Source organism: Pseudaeromonas sharmana, from assembly GCF_042649925.1.
Taxonomy (GTDB): domain Bacteria; phylum Pseudomonadota; class Gammaproteobacteria; order Enterobacterales; family Aeromonadaceae; genus Pseudaeromonas; species Pseudaeromonas sharmana.
The window spans coordinates 72,280-90,274 of the sequence record NZ_JBHSAF010000003.1 but is presented as its reverse complement, the minus strand read 5'-3'; the positions used below and the strand labels follow the sequence as shown (position 1 = coordinate 90,274).

General features: G+C 60.2%; 10 protein-coding genes and 4 tRNA genes. 7 read left to right on the top strand and 7 right to left on the bottom strand.

From position 1 onward, the window contains the following. Positions 1–17 precede the first annotated feature (17 nt). Both ACFOSS_RS05290 and ACFOSS_RS05285 read left to right on the top strand, forming a co-directional pair. Positions 18–3,173: an efflux RND transporter permease subunit gene (locus ACFOSS_RS05290; protein ID WP_377151083.1), complete on the top strand. Its 3,156-nt coding sequence runs from the start codon at positions 18–20 to the stop codon at positions 3,171–3,173. Beyond that, positions 3,166–4,542: an efflux transporter outer membrane subunit gene (locus ACFOSS_RS05285; RefSeq protein ID WP_377151082.1), complete on the top strand. Its 1,377-nt coding sequence runs from the start codon at positions 3,166–3,168 to the stop codon at positions 4,540–4,542. The genes ACFOSS_RS05290 and ACFOSS_RS05285 overlap by 8 nt, the downstream gene beginning before the upstream one ends. A 70-nt stretch (positions 4,543–4,612) precedes the next feature. Here ACFOSS_RS05285 and ACFOSS_RS05280 read toward each other — a convergent pair whose 3' ends face one another. From ACFOSS_RS05280 to ACFOSS_RS05260, 5 genes are all read right to left on the bottom strand, one after another. Continuing rightward, positions 4,613–5,269 (bottom strand): PilZ domain-containing protein, encoded by a 657-nt coding sequence (locus ACFOSS_RS05280; protein ID WP_377151080.1) that lies wholly within the window; start codon positions 5,267–5,269, stop codon positions 4,613–4,615. A gap of 133 nt (positions 5,270–5,402) precedes the next feature. Further along, positions 5,403–5,479, bottom strand: a tRNA-Pro gene (locus tag ACFOSS_RS05275). Between the two features lie 47 nt (positions 5,480–5,526). Next, positions 5,527–5,612: transfer RNA gene (locus tag ACFOSS_RS05270), tRNA-Leu, on the bottom strand. Between the two features lie 18 nt (positions 5,613–5,630). Then, positions 5,631–5,706 (bottom strand) — tRNA-His (locus ACFOSS_RS05265). Between the two features lie 41 nt (positions 5,707–5,747). Further along, positions 5,748–5,824: transfer RNA gene (locus tag ACFOSS_RS05260), tRNA-Arg, on the bottom strand. Positions 5,825–6,107: 283 nt separating this feature from the next. Between ACFOSS_RS05260 and ACFOSS_RS05255 the strand changes: the two genes are divergently transcribed. From ACFOSS_RS05255 to ACFOSS_RS05235, 5 genes are all read left to right on the top strand, one after another. Further along, positions 6,108–6,698, top strand: a complete 591-nt coding sequence (locus ACFOSS_RS05255) for a TetR/AcrR family transcriptional regulator (RefSeq protein WP_377151079.1) — start codon at positions 6,108–6,110, stop codon at positions 6,696–6,698. Beyond that, positions 6,695–7,840, top strand: a complete 1,146-nt coding sequence (locus ACFOSS_RS05250) for an efflux RND transporter periplasmic adaptor subunit (RefSeq protein WP_377151078.1) — start codon at positions 6,695–6,697, stop codon at positions 7,838–7,840. The genes ACFOSS_RS05255 and ACFOSS_RS05250 overlap by 4 nt, the downstream gene beginning before the upstream one ends. A gap of 13 nt (positions 7,841–7,853) precedes the next feature. Continuing rightward, on the top strand, positions 7,854–10,937 hold the full coding sequence (locus ACFOSS_RS05245) for a multidrug efflux RND transporter permease subunit (RefSeq protein ID WP_377151077.1): 3,084 nt from the start codon (positions 7,854–7,856) through the stop codon (positions 10,935–10,937). A gap of 240 nt (positions 10,938–11,177) precedes the next feature. Beyond that, a complete protein-coding gene (gene rarD, locus ACFOSS_RS05240) occupies positions 11,178–12,074 on the top strand; it encodes an EamA family transporter RarD (RefSeq protein ID WP_377151076.1) in 897 nt (298 codons plus the stop codon). Positions 12,075–12,257: 183 nt separating this feature from the next. Further along, positions 12,258–15,443 carry an ImpA family metalloprotease gene (locus ACFOSS_RS05235; RefSeq protein ID WP_377151074.1) on the top strand — a complete coding sequence of 1,062 codons (3,186 nt, stop codon included), beginning with the start codon at positions 12,258–12,260 and terminating at the stop codon, positions 15,441–15,443. A gap of 218 nt (positions 15,444–15,661) precedes the next feature. Here the strand turns inward: ACFOSS_RS05235 and ACFOSS_RS05230 are convergent, their stop codons facing one another. Continuing rightward, positions 15,662–16,351, bottom strand: coding sequence for an aspartate/glutamate racemase family protein (locus tag ACFOSS_RS05230; RefSeq protein WP_377151073.1), 690 nt, complete (start codon positions 16,349–16,351; stop codon positions 15,662–15,664). Between the two features lie 126 nt (positions 16,352–16,477). Continuing rightward, positions 16,478–17,800 (bottom strand): PTS sugar transporter subunit IIC, encoded by a 1,323-nt coding sequence (locus ACFOSS_RS05225; RefSeq protein WP_377151071.1) that lies wholly within the window; start codon positions 17,798–17,800, stop codon positions 16,478–16,480. Positions 17,801–17,995 lie beyond the last annotated feature (195 nt).

Sequence of the window (17,995 nt, the reverse complement as noted above, 5' to 3'; positions counted from 1 at the left end):
GATGGAGTAGATTCCTCATGGCCCGTTTTTTTATTGATCGACCCATATTTGCCTGGGTGATAGCCCTGGTGATCATGCTGGCGGGTGGTCTGTCCATCCTCAAGCTGCCGATCGCCCAATACCCCACCATAGCCCCGCCGGCCGTGGCCATTTCCGCCTCTTACCCTGGAGCCTCGGCCAAGACGGTAGAAGACTCGGTGACCCAGATCATCGAGCAGAACATGACCGGCCTCGACCACCTGCTCTATATGTCGGCCCAGAGTGACTCGTCCGGCAACGTCTCGGTCACTCTGACCTTCATGCCAGGGACTGATCCAGATATCGCCCAGGTTCAGGTACAGAACAAACTGCAACAAGCCACCACCCAGCTGCCACAAATCGTGCAGCAGCAAGGGATCAAGGTGCAGAAGACCACCAGCAGCTTCCTGATGGTGGCCGGTTTCATCTCCACCGATGGCAAAATGGGTAACGATGACCTCGCCGACTATGTCGTCTCGAACATCAAGGATCCAATTAGCCGGCTTGATGGTGTCGGTGAAATCCAGCTGTTTGGTAGTCAGTACGCCATGCGTATCTGGCTGGATCCGCACAAGCTGAACAGCTACCAACTGACCCCGGCGGATGTGAAGAGCGCCATCACGGCACAAAATGCCCAGATCGCCCTCGGCAAGCTGGGCGGCACCCCGGCCATCAGCGACCAGCAGTTCACCGCCACCATCATGGGGCAGAGCCGTCTGACGACACCGGAAGCCTTTGGCAATGTCCTGCTGCGCGTGACACAAGATGGTGCCAAGGTGCGTCTGAAGGATGTGGCCCGCATCGAATTGGCCGGTGAGAGTTTCGATGCCGAAGCCAAGTATAACGGACAACCAACCGCTGCCTTCGCCGTCAAACTGGCGACCGGCGCCAATGCTCTGGATACCGCCAATAAGGTCCGGGCCAAGATCGACGAGCTGAAGCCCTATTTCCCGGACAACATGGAGGTGGTCTATCCATACGACACCACCCCGTTCGTCCAGATCTCCATCGAAGAGGTAGCACAGACGCTGTTTGAGGCCATCATCCTGGTCTTCTGTGTCATGTACCTGTTCCTGCAGAACTTCCGCGCCACGCTGATTCCGACGATTGCCGTGCCGGTGGTGTTGCTGGGCACCTTTGGCGTCATGTCGGCATTCGGCTTCTCGATCAACACCCTCACGATGTTCGGTCTGGTGCTGGCCATCGGTCTGCTGGTTGACGATGCCATCGTCGTGGTCGAGAACGTCGAGCGTCTGATGAGCGAGGAAGATCTGTCACCGCTCGAGGCCACGCGCAAGTCGATGGACCAGATCACCGGCGCCCTGATCGGGATCGCCCTGGTGTTGTCTGCCGTGTTTGTGCCCATGGCCTTCTTTGGCGGCTCGACCGGTGCCATCTATCGCCAATTCTCGCTGACCATTGTCTCGGCGATGGTGCTGTCGGTACTGGTGGCCTTGATTCTGACGCCAGCGCTGTGCGCCACCATTCTCAAGCCGATCAAGCATGGCGAGTTTGGAGAGAAACGCGGCTTCTTCGGCTGGTTCAACCGTCTGTTCGACAGCAGTGCCCAGCGTTATCAGAGCCGGGTCGGCAAGGTTGTCCGTCAGGGTGTGCGTTTCAGCCTGATCTATCTGGCGATGCTGATCGCGCTCGGTGTGCTCTTCATGCGTCTGCCGACCTCGTTCCTGCCGGAAGAGGATCAGGGGGTCATCATGTCGATGGTGCAACTGCCTGTTGGCGCCACCAAGGAGCGCACCGAGAAGGTTCTTGGCCAGATGCGCGACTACTTCCTGAAGAATGAAAAAGCCAATGTCGACTCTGTGCTGACCGTCTCCGGCTTCAGTTTCGCCGGCCGTGGCCAGAACAGCGGCATGGCCTTCATCAAGCTGAAACACTGGGATGAGCGCAACACCCCGGACCGCAGCGCTAACGCCATCATAGGCCGCGCTATGGGCTTCCTGTTCAGCATCAAGGAGGCGCAGGTCTTCGCCTTCAACCTGCCCTCGATTCCCGAGCTGGGCACGGCTACCGGCTTTGACTTCTATCTGCAGGACCGGGCCGGACTCGGTCATGACAAGTTGATGGCCGCCCGCAACCAACTGCTTGGCATGGCGGCACAGAAGAGCGATACCCTGGTGCGTGTCCGACCGAACGGCATGGAAGATGCGCCGCAGTTTGATGTCAAAATCGACTATGAAAAAGCACTGGCACAAGGGCTGAGCGTCTCCGATATCAACGATGCACTGTCCACGGCATGGGGCTCCTCCTATATCGATGACTTCGTCGATCGTAACCGGGTCAAGAAGGTCTATCTGCAAGCCGATGCCCCGTTCCGCATGAACCCGGAAGATCTGAATCTCTGGTTCGTCCGCAACAGTGACGGCAAGATGGTGCCCTTCTCGGCCTTTGCCAGCACCGGCTGGAGCTTTGGCTCGCCAAGACTGGAGCGCTATAACGGCGTGCCCGCCATGGAGATAGTCGGCGAGGCCGCACCCGGCAAGAGTACCGGCGAAGCCATGGCGGCGATTGAGGAGATGGTGAAACAGCTGCCGGAAGGTATCGGCATCGAATGGACCGGACTCTCGTACCAGGAGCGTCAGGCCGGCTCACAGGCCCCTGCGCTGTATGCCATCTCGCTGCTGGTCGTATTCCTGTCGCTGGCGGCGCTGTATGAGAGCTGGAGTGTGCCGTTCTCGGTCATGCTGGTCGTGCCGCTCGGTGTACTGGGCGCAATTCTGGCTGCCACCCTGCGCGGGCTGGAGAACGACGTCTACTTCCAGGTCGGTCTGCTGACGACCATCGGCTTGTCGGCGAAGAACGCCATCCTGATCGTCGAGTTTGCCAAGGAGCTGTATGACCAGGGCAAGGGGCTGACCGAGGCCGTCGTCGAAGCCGCCCGCCTGCGTCTACGCCCGATCCTGATGACCTCGCTGGCGTTCATCCTCGGCGTACTGCCATTGGCCACCAGTACCGGGGCCGGCGCGAACAGCCGTATCGCCATCGGTTCCGGCGTCATCGGCGGCATGGTGAGTGCGACCGTGCTGGCGATCTTCTTTGTCCCGCTGTTCTTCGTATTGATCATGCGCTACTTCACCAAATACCGTCCGCGGCATGAGCGCACGACGCCGGTTGCGCAGGAGGTCCATCATGACTAAGTCGTTCCTCGCCCTCTCCCTCGGCCTGCTGCTGGCAGGCTGTTCCATGGCACCTGATTATCAGCGCCCGGAGATGCCGGCAGGCGCCAGCTGGCAAACCGCAGAGACCAGTGCCACCCTCAGCGGCTGGCAACAGCAGTTCCTCGATCCGCAGTTGCAGCGGCTGATTGCGCTCGGGTTGGAAAACAACCGCGACCTGCGCCTGGCCGCCCTGAATGTTCAGAGCTACGAGGCGCAATACCGGATCCAGCGTGCCGCACAGCTACCGACCGTCGCGGCCGGCGCCTCCAGCACCCGCCAGCAGACCTCCGGTGATACCAATGGCACCGGCCAGGAACAGATCGGTTCACAATACAATGCCCAGGTCGGCATCACGGCTTACGAGCTGGATCTGTTCGGCCGAATCCAGAGTCTGAAAGATCAGGCACTGGAAACCTACCTGGCTCAGGTCGAAACCCAGCGCAGTACCCAGATTGCATTGGTCGCCTCGCTGGCCAACGCCTATTTGACGCTGATCGCCGACCAGGAACTGCTTACGCTGAGTCAATCAACCTTGCAGACCGAGCAGGAAACCTATGCTCTGACGCAAAAGAAATATGAACTCGGCTCGGCTTCCGACATGGAGCTGGCGCAGAGTCGGACCTCGTTGGAGAGCGCCCGCGTCAGTGTCGCCCAGTATCAACGGCTGGTATTGCAGGATCGCAATGCGTTGACGTTACTGCTGGGCACCCCGCTGCCTGCGGATGTGTCGCTGCCGGCCTCGCTGAACGAGGTGAAACTGGCCAGCATCCCGGTCGGTGCCCCCTCCTCGCTGCTGCAGCAACGTCCGGACATTCTGGCCGCGGAACACAGCCTGAAGGCAGCGAATGCCAACATTGGCGCTGCCCGTGCCGCGTTCTTCCCGACGATCACGTTGACGGCAACCGCCGGCACTGCCAGCACAGAGCTGGGACACCTGTTCGATGGCGGCACCGGAACCTGGAGTTTTATTCCGCAGCTGAACCTTCCGCTCTTCGATGGCGGCAAGCGGGTAGCGGACCTGGATGTTGCCGAGATCGCGGCCAAGCAGGCCGTTGCCACCTACGAGAAGACCATCCAGACGGCGTTTCAAGAAGTGGCGAACGGCTTGGGTTCCGAGACTTACTTCCAGCAGCAGGCCGATGCCCAACAGGCACTGGTCGCCGCCAATGAGCGTTATTTCCAGCTGGCTGACTACCGCTACAACGAGGGGGTCGACAGCTACCTGACACGCCTCGATGCCCAGCGCTCGTTGTTTTCTGCCCGCCAGACGATGGTTTCGACCCGGCTGGCCCAGCTAAGCAACCAGATAGCGCTGTTCAAGGCCATTGGCGGTGGCTGGCAGAAATAGCCCGGCCCTGAAGACACCAAAGCCCCTCTCGCAGGGGCTTTTTCATGGCTGCTTTGCGCCGCGGAACGGCTTAACTGACAGCTTTGAGCAGTTCAGGGATCGGATACTGGCGCAGATGCTGCTGGTAAAGATACTGGTTGAGCTGAAAGCATGCCTCATCGTCGAGGTGCAGCCGCACCACACAACGCCGCCAGCCGGAGCTGAGCTCCTCCTGACGCACCATCTGGCCACAGATCGGAATCGGCTCCAGCTCCGGTGCCGCCAGGCAGGCCTGAAAGCGGATGCCGGCCGGCAAGGGTGGCACCGGGCCATCCAGCTGCATGCCGGTCGCGGACAGGTTGCGGATATGCCAATCCAGCGGTCGGCCGGCCTGATCGGTCAGATGGATGCCGCTCGGGTGGCAGGCTCGCCAGGCGCGAGGCTGACTGTGGGTGACATCCAGAATCAGCGGTGGCGAGAAGCGCAGCTCGGGCCGTCCCCACTCATCTTCCGCCACCGACAGACGAAAGGAGAACCTGTGCTGGCCATAATTGGCATGCAACACCAGCTGTTCGGCTTGTTGCAACAACGGCAACAGCATCGCCAGCATGGTCTCTGCATCGCCCGCACTGGCGTGGTCCCACCCTAGCGACAACGAAGACAGGTCTTCGTCCGCCACGGCCGGTGCAGAAAACAGCTCACGCAACATGAGTCGCTCATCCTGATTCAGAACAAAGGAGTGTTGCATTTGACACCTCGGACGCAAACGGCAGGGTGTGGCATTGTGTTGATGTACCGAGGATAGGATTGAGGCGTGTTAGAATAAATACACACTACGTAAATAAGCATAAAGCCCGGCAATAAGCCGGGCTTTATGGAAGTGGTCGGTGATAAAGGATTCGAACCTTTGACCCTCTGGTCCCAAACCAGATGCGCTACCGGGCTGCGCTAATCACCGAAAAACTGTGTTATCTGATCGGCACAATGGCCCATCGATAAAATATGTGGTGCGAGAGGAGGGACTTGAACCCTCACGTCCGGGGGACACTAACACCTGAAGCTAGCGCGTCTACCAATTCCGCCACCCTCGCACGGGTGTAACAGCAAAATGGGGTGGCTGATGGGGCTCGAACCCACGACAACCGGAATCACAATCCGGGACTCTACCAACTGAGCTACAGCCACCATTGCTGTTTTTTGTCCATCTGATGACACGCCGCTGAGCATGGCGCGCCCGACAGGAGTCGAACCTGTGGCCTCTGCCTCCGGAGGGCAGCGCTCTATCCAGCTGAGCTACGGGCGCTCGTCATCGGACGGGTCGAAATAGTACGAACCGAGGCCCGGCTTGTCCAGTTTTTTTGGAAAAAAAAGCGTGTTTGCCGTTTTTTTGACTGGAGTGAATAAAAAACACACATTCTTGTTGCGTCGCACGCGCGAAAAGTGCAACCAATTGACTAAAAATTTGTTGCATCCGTAAGAATTCAGCGATAATGAATGAACGTTCATTCACAAATATGAACTCTTATTCAGCGCCAGTTTAGTTCCCGCATGGGACCATGCATGGCCAGCGATGACGACGAGGCAATATGGATAAGCGCACCCGGCTGATGCAGGTAGCACTGCGGTTATTTATCGAACAGGGCTTTCATGGCTGTTCGGTCCAGAACATGGCTCAACAAGCTGGCATGGCTACCGGCTCTTTCTATCGCTATTTTTCCAGCAAGGAAGAGCTGATTCACCAGCTGTACCGTAGTTCGATGCAGCACATCTGCGACATCCTGTTCCAGCAGGTGGATTTGAACGTGACCAGCTATGCCAATTATCGCCAGATGTGGTTCAACGGCTGCCAGGGTATCCAGGATCATGCGGATGTCATGCTGTTCAAGGATCTTTATGAACGCACTCCTTTTTTCACCGAAGAGGTCCGCGCCTGGACCCGGGCGCAGTGGCAACCGCTGGACGACTTCTTCCAGCGCGGCATCGACCAGGGGTTGTTTCGCAATATGCCGCCCTGTTTGCTCGGCGCATTGAGCCTGGCGACGGTGCAATGCGTACAACATGAGCACAAGTTTTACGATTTTGATTTAAACGATTCACTGAGAGAACACATGGCCGAGGCCAGCTGGCAGTCCATTCTCGCCAGCCCCTCATCTTCATCCGGGAGAGAACAACAATGAAAAAGTGGACGGCAATAATGCTGGTCTTGGTGCTGCTTATCTTCGGCAGCGTGATTGGATTCAACCTCGTCAAGAACCACATGATGGCCCAGTATTTTGCCAACATGCCAGTCCCTACCTTCCCGGTAGCGGTACAGGAGGTCAAGGCCAATGACTGGACACCTACCATAGAGGCGATTGGCTTCATTGAACCGAATCAGGGGCTGGATATCAGCAACGAAACCGCCGGCAAGGTGGCCAGGATCGCGTTCGAGTCAGGCCAGCAGGTACAGAAGAATGAACTGCTGCTGAGTCTGGATGCCTCGGTTGAGCAAGCAAACCTGAAGGCCTCCCAGGGCCGGATGCCGGCGACCAAGGCCAATCTCGACCGCATGCGCAGCCTGTATGCCAAGGGAACTGTCTCCAAGGGCAACCTGGATGACGCCGAGGCCGACTACCTGCAACTGGCCGGTCAGATCGAGTCGCTGCAAGCCACCATTGACCGGATGAACATCCGAGCCCCGTTCGCCGGCCAGGTGGGTATCCGCAACGTCTATCTGGGCCAGTACCTGCAAGCAGGTAGCGACATAGTGCGCCTCGAAGACACCAGCGTCATGAAGATCCGCTTCACCATACCGCAGACCGATCTGGCCCAGGTCAAGGTCGGCCAGCAGTTGCACATCTACGTGGATGCCTATCCGAACCAACCGTTCAGCGGCACCATCTCGGCCATTGAACCTGCGGTCAGTGCCCAGTCCGGTGTGGTTCAGGTGCAAGCCGCGATCCCGAACTCCGATGGCCTGCTGCGTTCCGGCATGTTCGCCAAGGTGCAGGTGCTGTTACCGTTGCTGCCGCAACAGATCGCCATTCCGCAGACTGCCATCAACTTCACGCTGTACGGTCAGACCGTCTACGTCGTCGAGCCGGGTAAGGATGAGAAGGGCGAGGCGCTGAAGGATGCCGAAGGCAAGCCGGTCATGGTGGCCCGTCAGGTCGTCGTGCACGTCGGTGAGCGCAAGGAAGATATGGCGCATATCCTGGATGGCCTGAAGCCGGGCGAACAGGTGGTTACCAGTGGCCAGGTCCGCCTGTCCAACGGCAGCCATGTCAAGATCATGCCGGATTCGCTGCTGACCAAGCCGGATACCACCCCGATGCTGTAACGCGGAGCGAGAGATGAAATTTACCGATACGTTTATTCGTCGACCGGTGCTCGCGATCTCCATCAGCCTGCTGATCGTGCTGCTCGGTCTGCAGGCACTGAAGGGGATGCAGGTCCGGGAGTACCCCAAGATCACCAATACGGTGATCACGGTCTCGACCAGCTACTACGGTGCCAGCGCCAGTCTGATCCAGGGGTTTATTACCCAACCGCTGGAACAGGCCATTGCCCAGGCTGACAACATCGACTACATGACCTCGAAGAGCCAGCTCGGCAGTTCCACCATCACGGTGAACATGAAGCTGAACACAGACCCGAACGCAGCCCTGTCGGATATCCTCGCCAAGGTCAACTCGGTTCGTTCCCAGCTGCCGAAGGAGTCCGAGGATCCGAGCCTCGACATGTCGACCGGCTCCAGCACCTCGATCATGTATATCTCGTTCTCCAGTGACGAGCTGAACTCATCGCAGATCACCGACTATCTGGAGCGGGTTATCAAGCCGCAGCTGTTTACCGTCGAAGGGGTGGCCAAGGTCAATCTCTACGGGGGTACCGAGTTTGCGCTGCGGATCTGGCTGGACCCGGAACGCATGGCCGCATACAACCTGACCTCCAGCGAGGTCATGAACGTGCTGCAAGCCAACAACTACCAGTCCTCTCCGGGTCAGGCTACCGGCTATTTCACGCTGTATAACGCCGATGCCCAGACCCAGGTCGACAACGTTGCCGATCTGGAGAAACTGGTCGTCGCCAGCCGGGATGGGGCCGTCATTCGCCTGCGCGACATCGCCAAGGTCAGCCTCGAGAAGAGCCATGACGTCTACCGGGCCATGGCCAATGGCAAGGAAGCGGTCGTTGTCGGCCTCGACGCCTCACCGACAGCCAACCCGCTGGAAATTGCCGCCAGCGTCGTCAAGATGATGCCGGAGCTGCAACGCAACCTGCCGTCGACCATCAAGATGAGCCTGCTGTATGACTCGACCGAAGCGATCAACGAATCCATCGACGAAGTGGTGAAAACCATTGTCGAAGCTGGCGTCATCGTTCTGGTGGTCATCACGCTGTTCCTCGGGTCGTTGCGCGCGGTCGTCATCCCGGTCATCACGATTCCGCTGTCACTGATCGGCGTCATCATGCTGATGCAGGTGTTTGGCTTCACCATCAACCTGATGACCTTGCTGGCCATGGTGCTGGCCATCGGTCTGGTGGTCGACGACGCCATCGTCGTCGTGGAAAACGTCGACCGCCACATCAAGGCCGGTGAAGATCCGTTCCGCGCCGCCATCATAGGTACCCGGGAAATCGCCCTGCCGGTCATCTCGATGACCATCACGCTAGCCGCTGTGTATGCCCCTATCGCCCTGATGGGCGGCGTGACCGGCTCGCTGTTCAAGGAGTTTGCGCTGACACTGGCCGGATCGGTGTTCGTCTCCGGGGTCATAGCGCTGACGCTGTCGCCGATGATGTGCTCCAAGATGTTGAAAGAGCACTCCAACCCGAATGCGTTTGAACGCGGTGTCGAAAACACCCTCAATCGCCTGACCGATGCCTATTCACGGGCACTGGACCGGGTGATGCTGCACCGTCCGGTGGTCATCGCCTTTGCGGTGTGTGTCTTCGCCTCGTTGCCGATTCTGTTCAAGTTCATTCCGGCCGAGCTGGCACCGTCCGAGGACAAGGGCGCCTACATGGTGATGACCAAGGGGCCGAACACTGCCAACCTCGACTACATCGAAGCCACCATGGGTGAAGTCACCGGCCGCCTGATGAAGGATCCGGCCATGGCCACCACCCTGTCGTTTGCCGGTATTCCGAACTCGAACCAGGGCATGGGCATAGCGGTGTTGAAGCCGTGGAGCCAGCGTGAAGACCTGAAGCAGGTGCTGCACCGTACCAACGAGTCGCTGCAGGACATTCCGGAGATGACGGTCAGCAGCTTCCAGTTCCCGGAATTGCCGGGGGCCGGTGGCGGCCTGCCGCTGCAGTATGTCATCACGACCCCGAACAACTTCGAAAGCCTGTTCCAGGTCGCCGACAGCATCATGCAGAAAGTCTCGGCCAACCGTCAGTTCGTCTACTCTGAACTCGACCTGGCCTACGACTCAGGCACCATGCGCATCACGGTCAACCGCGACAAGGCCGGTGCCTACGGCATCACGATGCAGGACATCGGCGTCACGCTGAGCACCATGATGAGCGATGGCTACGTCAACCGCATCGATCTGAACGGCCGCAGCTATGAAGTCATACCGCAGGTAGAGCGCAAGTTCCGTCTTAACCCGGAATCAATCAAGCGCTACTACGTCCGGGCGGCAGATGGCACTGCGGTTCCCCTGGGCAACCTGGTGAATGTCCAGCTGCAGACCGAGCCGCGTTCACTGCCGAAGTTCAACCAGCTCAACGCGGCCACCATCGGTGTGGTGCCAACACCCGGGGTCTCGATGGGCGACGCCGTGGCGTTCTTCGAAAACGAGATCACGCCATCACTGCCGATCGGCTATCAGCACAACTACATGGGCGAGGCCCGTCAGTATGTGACCGAAGGGAATGCCCTGATCGGTACCTTCGCGCTGGCGCTGTTCGTCATCTTCCTGGTACTGGCCTCGCAATTCGAGAGTGTGCGTGATCCGCTGGTCATCCTGGTGTCGGTGCCGCTGGCAATCAGCGGGGCCTTGATCGCCATGGCCTGGGGGCTGTCAACGATGAACATCTACACCCAGGTCGGGCTGATTACCCTCGTCGGTCTGATTACCAAGCACGGTATTCTGATCTGTGAAGTGACGAAGGAAGAGCAGCTCAAGCGCGGGCTGGACAAGATGGCCGCCGTCAAGCTGGCCACCCGTATCCGTCTGCGGCCGATCCTGATGACGACAGCCGCCATGGTCGCCGGTCTGATTCCGCTGATGGGAGCATCGGGTGCCGGTGCCATCAGCCGCTTCGGCATCGGTCTGGTTATCGTCGCGGGGCTGTCAATCGGTACCCTGTTCACGCTGTTCGTGCTGCCGGTGATCTACACCTACCTGGGTGAGACGCACAAGCCGCTCGAAGAGTTCGACGAAACCGTACCACCAAAAGCAGGAGAAGGTCAGCATCACTAAGGTGTGACCCTCACGACCGGGCAGCCAGGCTGCCCGGTTTTTTTTGCCACCATCAAGCGCCGACCGCGACAGCACAAAACGCTACCCGTTACCTAAGTTCTCAGTCGTACTCGCCATTACCCTGCACCGATACTGCGATTCATATCACAAAACACTATTTTGCTGGCAGAGCATGACAGCAGGATTCTGGTTGCGCAGCGCAAGCGTTACACTCATGACCACAGCTTGCGAGGAGTCGTTATGTCGAATGAACAAAAAGGGATCCTGTATGCCCTCAGTGCCTTCCTGATCTGGGGGGTTTGCCCCATCTATTTCAAATGGCTGACGGCCGTACCGGCCGGTGAAATCCTGACCCATCGCATCATCTGGTCCTGCGTACTGCTGCTGGTGCTGCTGGTTGTTACCCGCCAGGGCTACAAGGTGCGGCAAGTGCTGCGCCAACCGCGCCAGCTGCTGAACCTGACGCTGTCGGCACTGCTGGTGGCCGGTAACTGGCTGCTGTTCATCTGGTCGGTGAACCATAACCATCTGCTCGAAGCCAGCCTCGGCTACTACATCAATCCGTTGCTGAACATACTGCTGGGCATGCTGTTCCTCGGCGAGCGGCTGCGCCGCCTGCAATGGCTGGCCGTGGGGCTGGCCACCCTGGGCGTACTGATTCAGGTGGTGATGATCGGTCACCTGCCCTGGATAGCCCTGACCCTGGCCGGCTCCTTCGGCATCTACGGCCTGATTCGCAAGAAGATACCGGTGGATGCCCAGAGCGGCCTGTTTGTAGAAACCTTGCTGTTGCTGCCTCTGGCACTGTTCTATCTGCTGGCGATAGCCGACAGCCCGACCAGTGACATGAGTGCCAACCCGCTGTCGCTGAACCTGCTGTTGCTGGCCGCCGGGGTTGTCACCACAGTCCCGCTGCTGCTGTTTACCGCCGGCGCCCGCCTGATCCCGTTATCCACACTCGGTTTCATCCAGTATCTTGGCCCGAGCCTGATGTTCCTGCTGGCCATCACGCTGTATGGCGAACCGATCCAGGGCGCCAAGCTGCTGACCTTCGGATTTATCTGGCTGGCCCTGGCGCTGTTCAGCGCTGAAAGCTGGCGTTACGCCCGTCGGCAACGGCTGGCAACCGCCCCCTGATCCACTGCTCCCCGGGATGGCTTCCGCCATCCCGAGCTCTCAGTTCGAAATAATCGAAACCGCCGCCAATTGACACCATCCGGAAAGCCGTGTCTGCTATCTCCATGGCCACATTCGTGGTTTTACCTTTATTTTTAATATCTTATCGGCAGCGATGCTGCCCTGACACTTCATGGAGTGAAGATGCAACCCAGAGTGACACTGCTAGCCCTGATGCTGGGGATCGTCGGTTGTGGCGGTGGCGGCGGTAGCGATGCCGACCGCCAGCCGACCACCAGCTATACCGCCTCGGTCAGCCCCAGCAGCGGCGGCCGACTGGTGCCAAGCCGGCTGCAATTGGCGGCCGGTCAAAGCGGGTCCTTCCGCATCGAGGCGGAGAGTGGCCATCAACTCGACAGCATCCGTGGCTGTGGCGGCACCCTGAGCGAGCAGACCTACACCACGGCCGCACTCGATGCCGACTGCACCATTGAGGTCAGCTTCATCAGCCACGCCGCCTTAGCCATCCGCGCGCAACAGCACAGTCTGGCCAGTGGCGAAGAGTTGATCGATCATGCCCGGGCCAGCCTGCAGCAGGCCCAGCGCCAGCACCGGACCCTGGCCAGCACCCTGTTTGCCGGTATCGACAGCCTGAGCTGGCACCCAACCCACGACTCCATCACCTTCACCAGCTACCTGCCGGAGATGACGACGACGGTGCTGCAGTCAAATGTCGATGGCAGTGGCAACCCGGCGGTACGCGGTCTGATCATGGCCTCCGAACTGCCGCATGGCCGCGCGGTGGCGATGGCCGGCAACCTGTTCTCCGTCAACACCTCAGCACAAACCGATCGCCTGCTGCGCGGGCTGATCCACTGGTTGACTGCCGGCGCCGATGAACAGGCCGGGCTGAGTGTGGTGACCGCCCAGGTCCCCAGCCGCAGCGACAGCCATTACTTCCCGCACAACGAGGCGATCCGCAGCTGGTTGGCCAGCCAGTATCCGGATGCTCATCGCATCAATGATGCCAACAGCTGCGACTATGCGGCACTGAGTCAATGTATCGACGAGCGGCAACCGGATCTGATCATCCTCAGCGACATCGATCGTCAGAGCCTCGGCTACGCCGGCATCGCCGCCGCGATCAGCAAGGCACAGGCCGCCGGCATCCCCTTGCTGCTGGCCAATTATCAACGCGAGGCCAGCCCGCTGCTGAGCCCGCTCTACCAGCAGATGGGCCTCACCACCTACGGCAACTACTGGTCGAAGCTGAACGCCAACGCGATCAGCTACAGCAGCCTGCTGGCGGATGACAGCCAGCTGGCCAGCGTCGACACCCTGCTGGCCAATCTGCGCAGCCAGCGTCTGGATATGACGCTGTTGGCGGCTTGCAGCAGCAACTTCATTGACTGCAACAGCGATGGCTTTGTAACGGCCTTCAAGCGCGGTGCCGACTGGTTGCGCAGCGCAGTCATCACGCTGGATCAGCAGGGGCGCAGCGCCTTCACGCTGGCAAACGCCGATCTGCTTAAAGCCACGCTGCTGCTGGCCGACAAGTACCGCAGCCAGATCGACTATCCGATCGAGTGGACGGAATCGGCCGCCTGGCAACAGGCGATGTTTGCCGACTGGCTGGTCAACTATGCGCGACCGAACAATGCCGCCCAAGCGGATCTGGGGGAGTTCGTCACCGAACGCAACCAGGTGCTGAAAAACAGCCAGGCCCATTATGCCTACCCGGCCACCGGCGAGGAGCGCAAGACCATCGGCGTGCCTTATTCGGGACAGTGGACCACCACCGGCTGGTATGTGCTGCCGGGACAAACCATCACGCTGACGCGCCACGACAGCAGCTCCGCCACGGTCGAGGTCAAGCTCAACTACCACAGACGCAACACCAACCGGGCCTACGAGCAAAAGGTCTACCGCGGCCCGCTGGAACTGGCGACCCAGCGCCTGCGCCTCGAACCCGGCGCCAGCCTGAGCTTCTCCAGCCCCTACGGCGGCCCGCTCTATCTGGCGCTCAGCGGTGGCAGCGGTGCCCTGCAAACCGACATCAGTGCCAGCGGCATCACCTGGCACCCCAGCATCACCGACTTCAGCGATGCCAACCAGATCGCCACCTTCCAGACCCGGCTGCAACAGACCGAACTGCCCCATGTCGATCTGCGCAGTGATGGCGCCGAACAGCATCTGCGCCGCGACCGTCTGACCAATGCCATCGGCACCGCAGCCACCCCGGACGTGGCCAGCCTGCTGCGCAGCATCGCCGATGATCATATCAATGCCGTCTATACGCTGGCGGGCCTTAAAATTCAGGGCCAGAGCCTGGCTGACAGCCTGCCGGCCGACGTCGTCAGCGCCTGCAGCGCGCTGCTGGGAGAGGCGTGTCTGGATGCCGACCTGCACACCCGCAGCCTGATCCAGCACGCCAACTATGACCAGAACGCCCAGTGTGGCGCCGGCTGCAGCGGCAACCCCTGGGATGCCGCCTGGGATATCTCGCCGACCGGTTGGGGCGATAACCACGAACTCGGCCACAATCTGCAGACCAACCGCCTCAACGTCCAGTACGTGGCCGCCAACGACCGTGACAACTGGCCCAGCTACAGCAGCCGCGCCGGCGAGAACTCCAACAACCTTTTCCCCTATTTCGTCAAATGGCGCGCCCACTACCTGCGCGATGGCAATACCAGCCCGCTCACCGACGGTCACATGAACCACAAGGATCTGTTCTATGTCTTCATGTCCGACGTGCTGCAACGCAAGGACGCCAGTGGTAACCGTCAGGTCGTGGGGGCCAACTGCCAACCGCTCGACAGCGGCGATCGCTACGAAGGGCCATGGAAAAGCAACGCCTATGCGGTACACAACGGTTACCGCATGGCGTTCTACATCCAGATGGCGCTGCGCGCCGATGGCCTGACGCTGGCAGATGGCACAGGTCTGGACAACGGCTTCAATCTCTTCACCCTGCTTTACCAGCACAGCCGGCTGTTCGGTCGCTATGCGGCGAATGCCGATGACTGGCTGGCCAACCGCGACCGCCTCGGCTTCAGCCTGTTCCCGTATGAAGGGCACACAGTGTATGGCGGCAACAAGGTGAGCAGCATACCCGGCAACGACTTCATGCTGGTCGCGCTGAGCCGCCTGACCGGGCTGGACTGGCGCAGCCACTTCGAATTGCTGGGGTTGCGCTACAGCTCGCTGGCAGCAGAACAGGTGGCGCTCAACGCCAGTCGCGGGGCATTGCCGATGGGCATGTACGTGCTGGAAACCAACCTGCCGCCGGCCAACCTCAGCGCGGGTCTGACCTTCCTGCCGCTGGCCACCGACAATGCCAGCACCCTGTGGCCGGATGGCAGCAGCCCGGCGCAATGCGCACCGTAACGGCGTGAAACCACCAAGGGGCCGCTGGCCCCATTGCGGAGCCGATAAGACAGGAAGTGCTCCGATTGAACCGACCGCTGGCGGCAGGGATGCCGCCAGCCGGCCCCCATGGGTGGGGTTACGGCCTGTTGGTGCGTTGGCGAACAGGAACCGGCCTGCTTTTTCCTTCAGTGAACGGCATTGGCCACAGGCCCCTTGCTGTGGGTGCCATGGCGATGCTAGCTCGCCAGCATCCACGCTACAGCCGCGTCGGCATGCAACGCCGTGGTGTCGAACAGCGGCACGCTGGCATCGCTGGCATCGACCAGCAGACCGATTTCGGTACAGCCCAGAATGATCCCCTCGGCACCCTGCGCCACCAGATCCGCCATCACGGCGCGGTAACGCTGGCGCGATGCAGGCCGCGTCTGTCCCAGGCACAGCTCCTGATAAATGATGCTGTGTACCGCTTCGCGCCCTGGCGCATCCGGCGTCAGCACGCGAATTCCCTGCCGCTGCAGGCGGCCGACATAGAAGGTCTGTTCCATGGTGAAGCGGGTGCCGAGCAGACCGATCTGCGTCAGTCCCTGCTGCCGAATCACCGCCGCCGTGGCGTCGGCGATGTGGATCAGCGGCAGACCGACCGCCTCGATGGCTGGCGCCACCTTGTGCATGGTGTTGGTACACAGCAACACCCCCTCGGCGCCGGCGGCGCGCAAAGCACGAGTCGCCTCGGCCAGCACCATGCCGGCACGCACCCAGTCACCAGCCTGCTGCAGCGCCTCGATGTCGGCAAAGTCGACTGAATAGAGCACCAGCCGCGCCGAGTGCAAGCCACCCAGCCGTTGCTTGATGCCCTCATTGATCAACCGGTAGTAGCTGGCCGTCGACTCCCAGCTCATGCCCCCAATCAAACCCAGGGTCCGCATCGTCTCCTCCTGTCGCGTGCTGTAGCCTTCTACCATCGCAACTTTGCCGGCGGGAGGCAAGCCCCTGCCCGGCACAAGGAGATGGCCTGACGCCGCGCATTCCCGCATGACGGCAATCGGTTTCCACTACGTGGTAGCACTCGCCTCACTGCGTGCCTGTTCCTGTTGCAGCAGCACCTTCTCGTGGATCAGGAAGAACGGACGGTAAATCATCCAGCTGTTGAACATGCAGAACAGGGACATCAGCAGGTTGTGCCAGCTGCCATTCGCCGCCCAGACCGCGCCCAGCGGGGCTGGCATCGACCAGGGCAGCAAGGCAATGAAGCGGTCGAGAAAACCCCACTCGGTCAGCGTCCATGCCAGCACGGCATTGATCAGCGGGACGCCGACAAACGGCAGCAGGAACAGCGGATTCATGATGATTGGAAAGCCGAACAGCAAGGGTTCATTGATATTGAACAACGCCGGCCACGAACCCAGACGCCCTACCGATTGCAGGGTGCGGCTGCGGCTGCGCAGTGCCATCAGCACCAGCGGCAGGGTCGAGCCGATGCCACCGATCAGCAAAAAGTAGTCCCAAAATCCCTGCAGGAAGATGTGGGACAATGCCTCGCCGGCCGCCAGCGCCGTCTGGTTGCTCGCCAGATTGCTCATCCAGAACGGCGACAGCAGGCCGGTAACAATGATGGTGCCGTGGATACCCATGAACCACAGCAGGTGGGCCACTAGCAAGGCCAGCAACAGCGCCGGCAACGTATCGGCCCCGCTGAGCAGCGGCCGGAACAGGGCCATCATCAACTCGGCCAGCGTAATGCCGAACTGGTGTTGCAACCACACCTTCAACAGGCTCAGTGACAGCAGCACAAACAGCATAGGCACGATCAGCTGGAACCCCTTGCGGGTAATCAGCGGCACCTCGTCCGGCATGCGGATAAACCAGCCCCAGCGATAGAACAATCGAATCACTTCGACGCTGTAGCAGGCGGTACACAGGGCGGTGAAGATCCCCAGACCACCGAGATAGCCAAAGATCCCCGGCTGCAGCGAGTGAAAGTCGATCAGCATCAAAAACGCCAGACTGCCGCTCAGACCACACAGCCGCTCCGGCAACTGGTAGGCCTTGGCCAGACTGGCCGCCGAGCCGTAGGCAATGATCACCGCCAGCAGACCCAGGGTGTGGGCATACACCGGAGCCAGCCAGGGCGCGAGCCAGTGCGACAACGCCAGAAACTGCAACGCCAGCGGATGCTGGCTGCCGGCCATGACCGGCGGGTAGAGAAAGGGCACCAGCACACTGCCGATGATGATAAAGGGCATCGCCAGCTGGAAACCGTCACGCAGAGCCAGCACATGCTGGCTGCGTGTCAACCAGTTGGCGAGCGGCACCATGCGTTGCTCGATCATGCCGGCAATCATGCCCATCAATTGCAGATTCAAGCCCTGACCCACTCCGATTCTCCTGCCATGCCTGGCATCCAGCGGCGATTGTTGGCGCCATTCTCGCCGTTTCCGGCGTTGGTTTCCGTCTGTTCCGCCAGTCAAATCACGAAATTCCAGACAGGATCACAGTTCTGATAGCGCTTTCATTACATTTGACGATCCGGATCACAGAGCGGGACAAAGCGAACGGAAACCGGTTTCCAT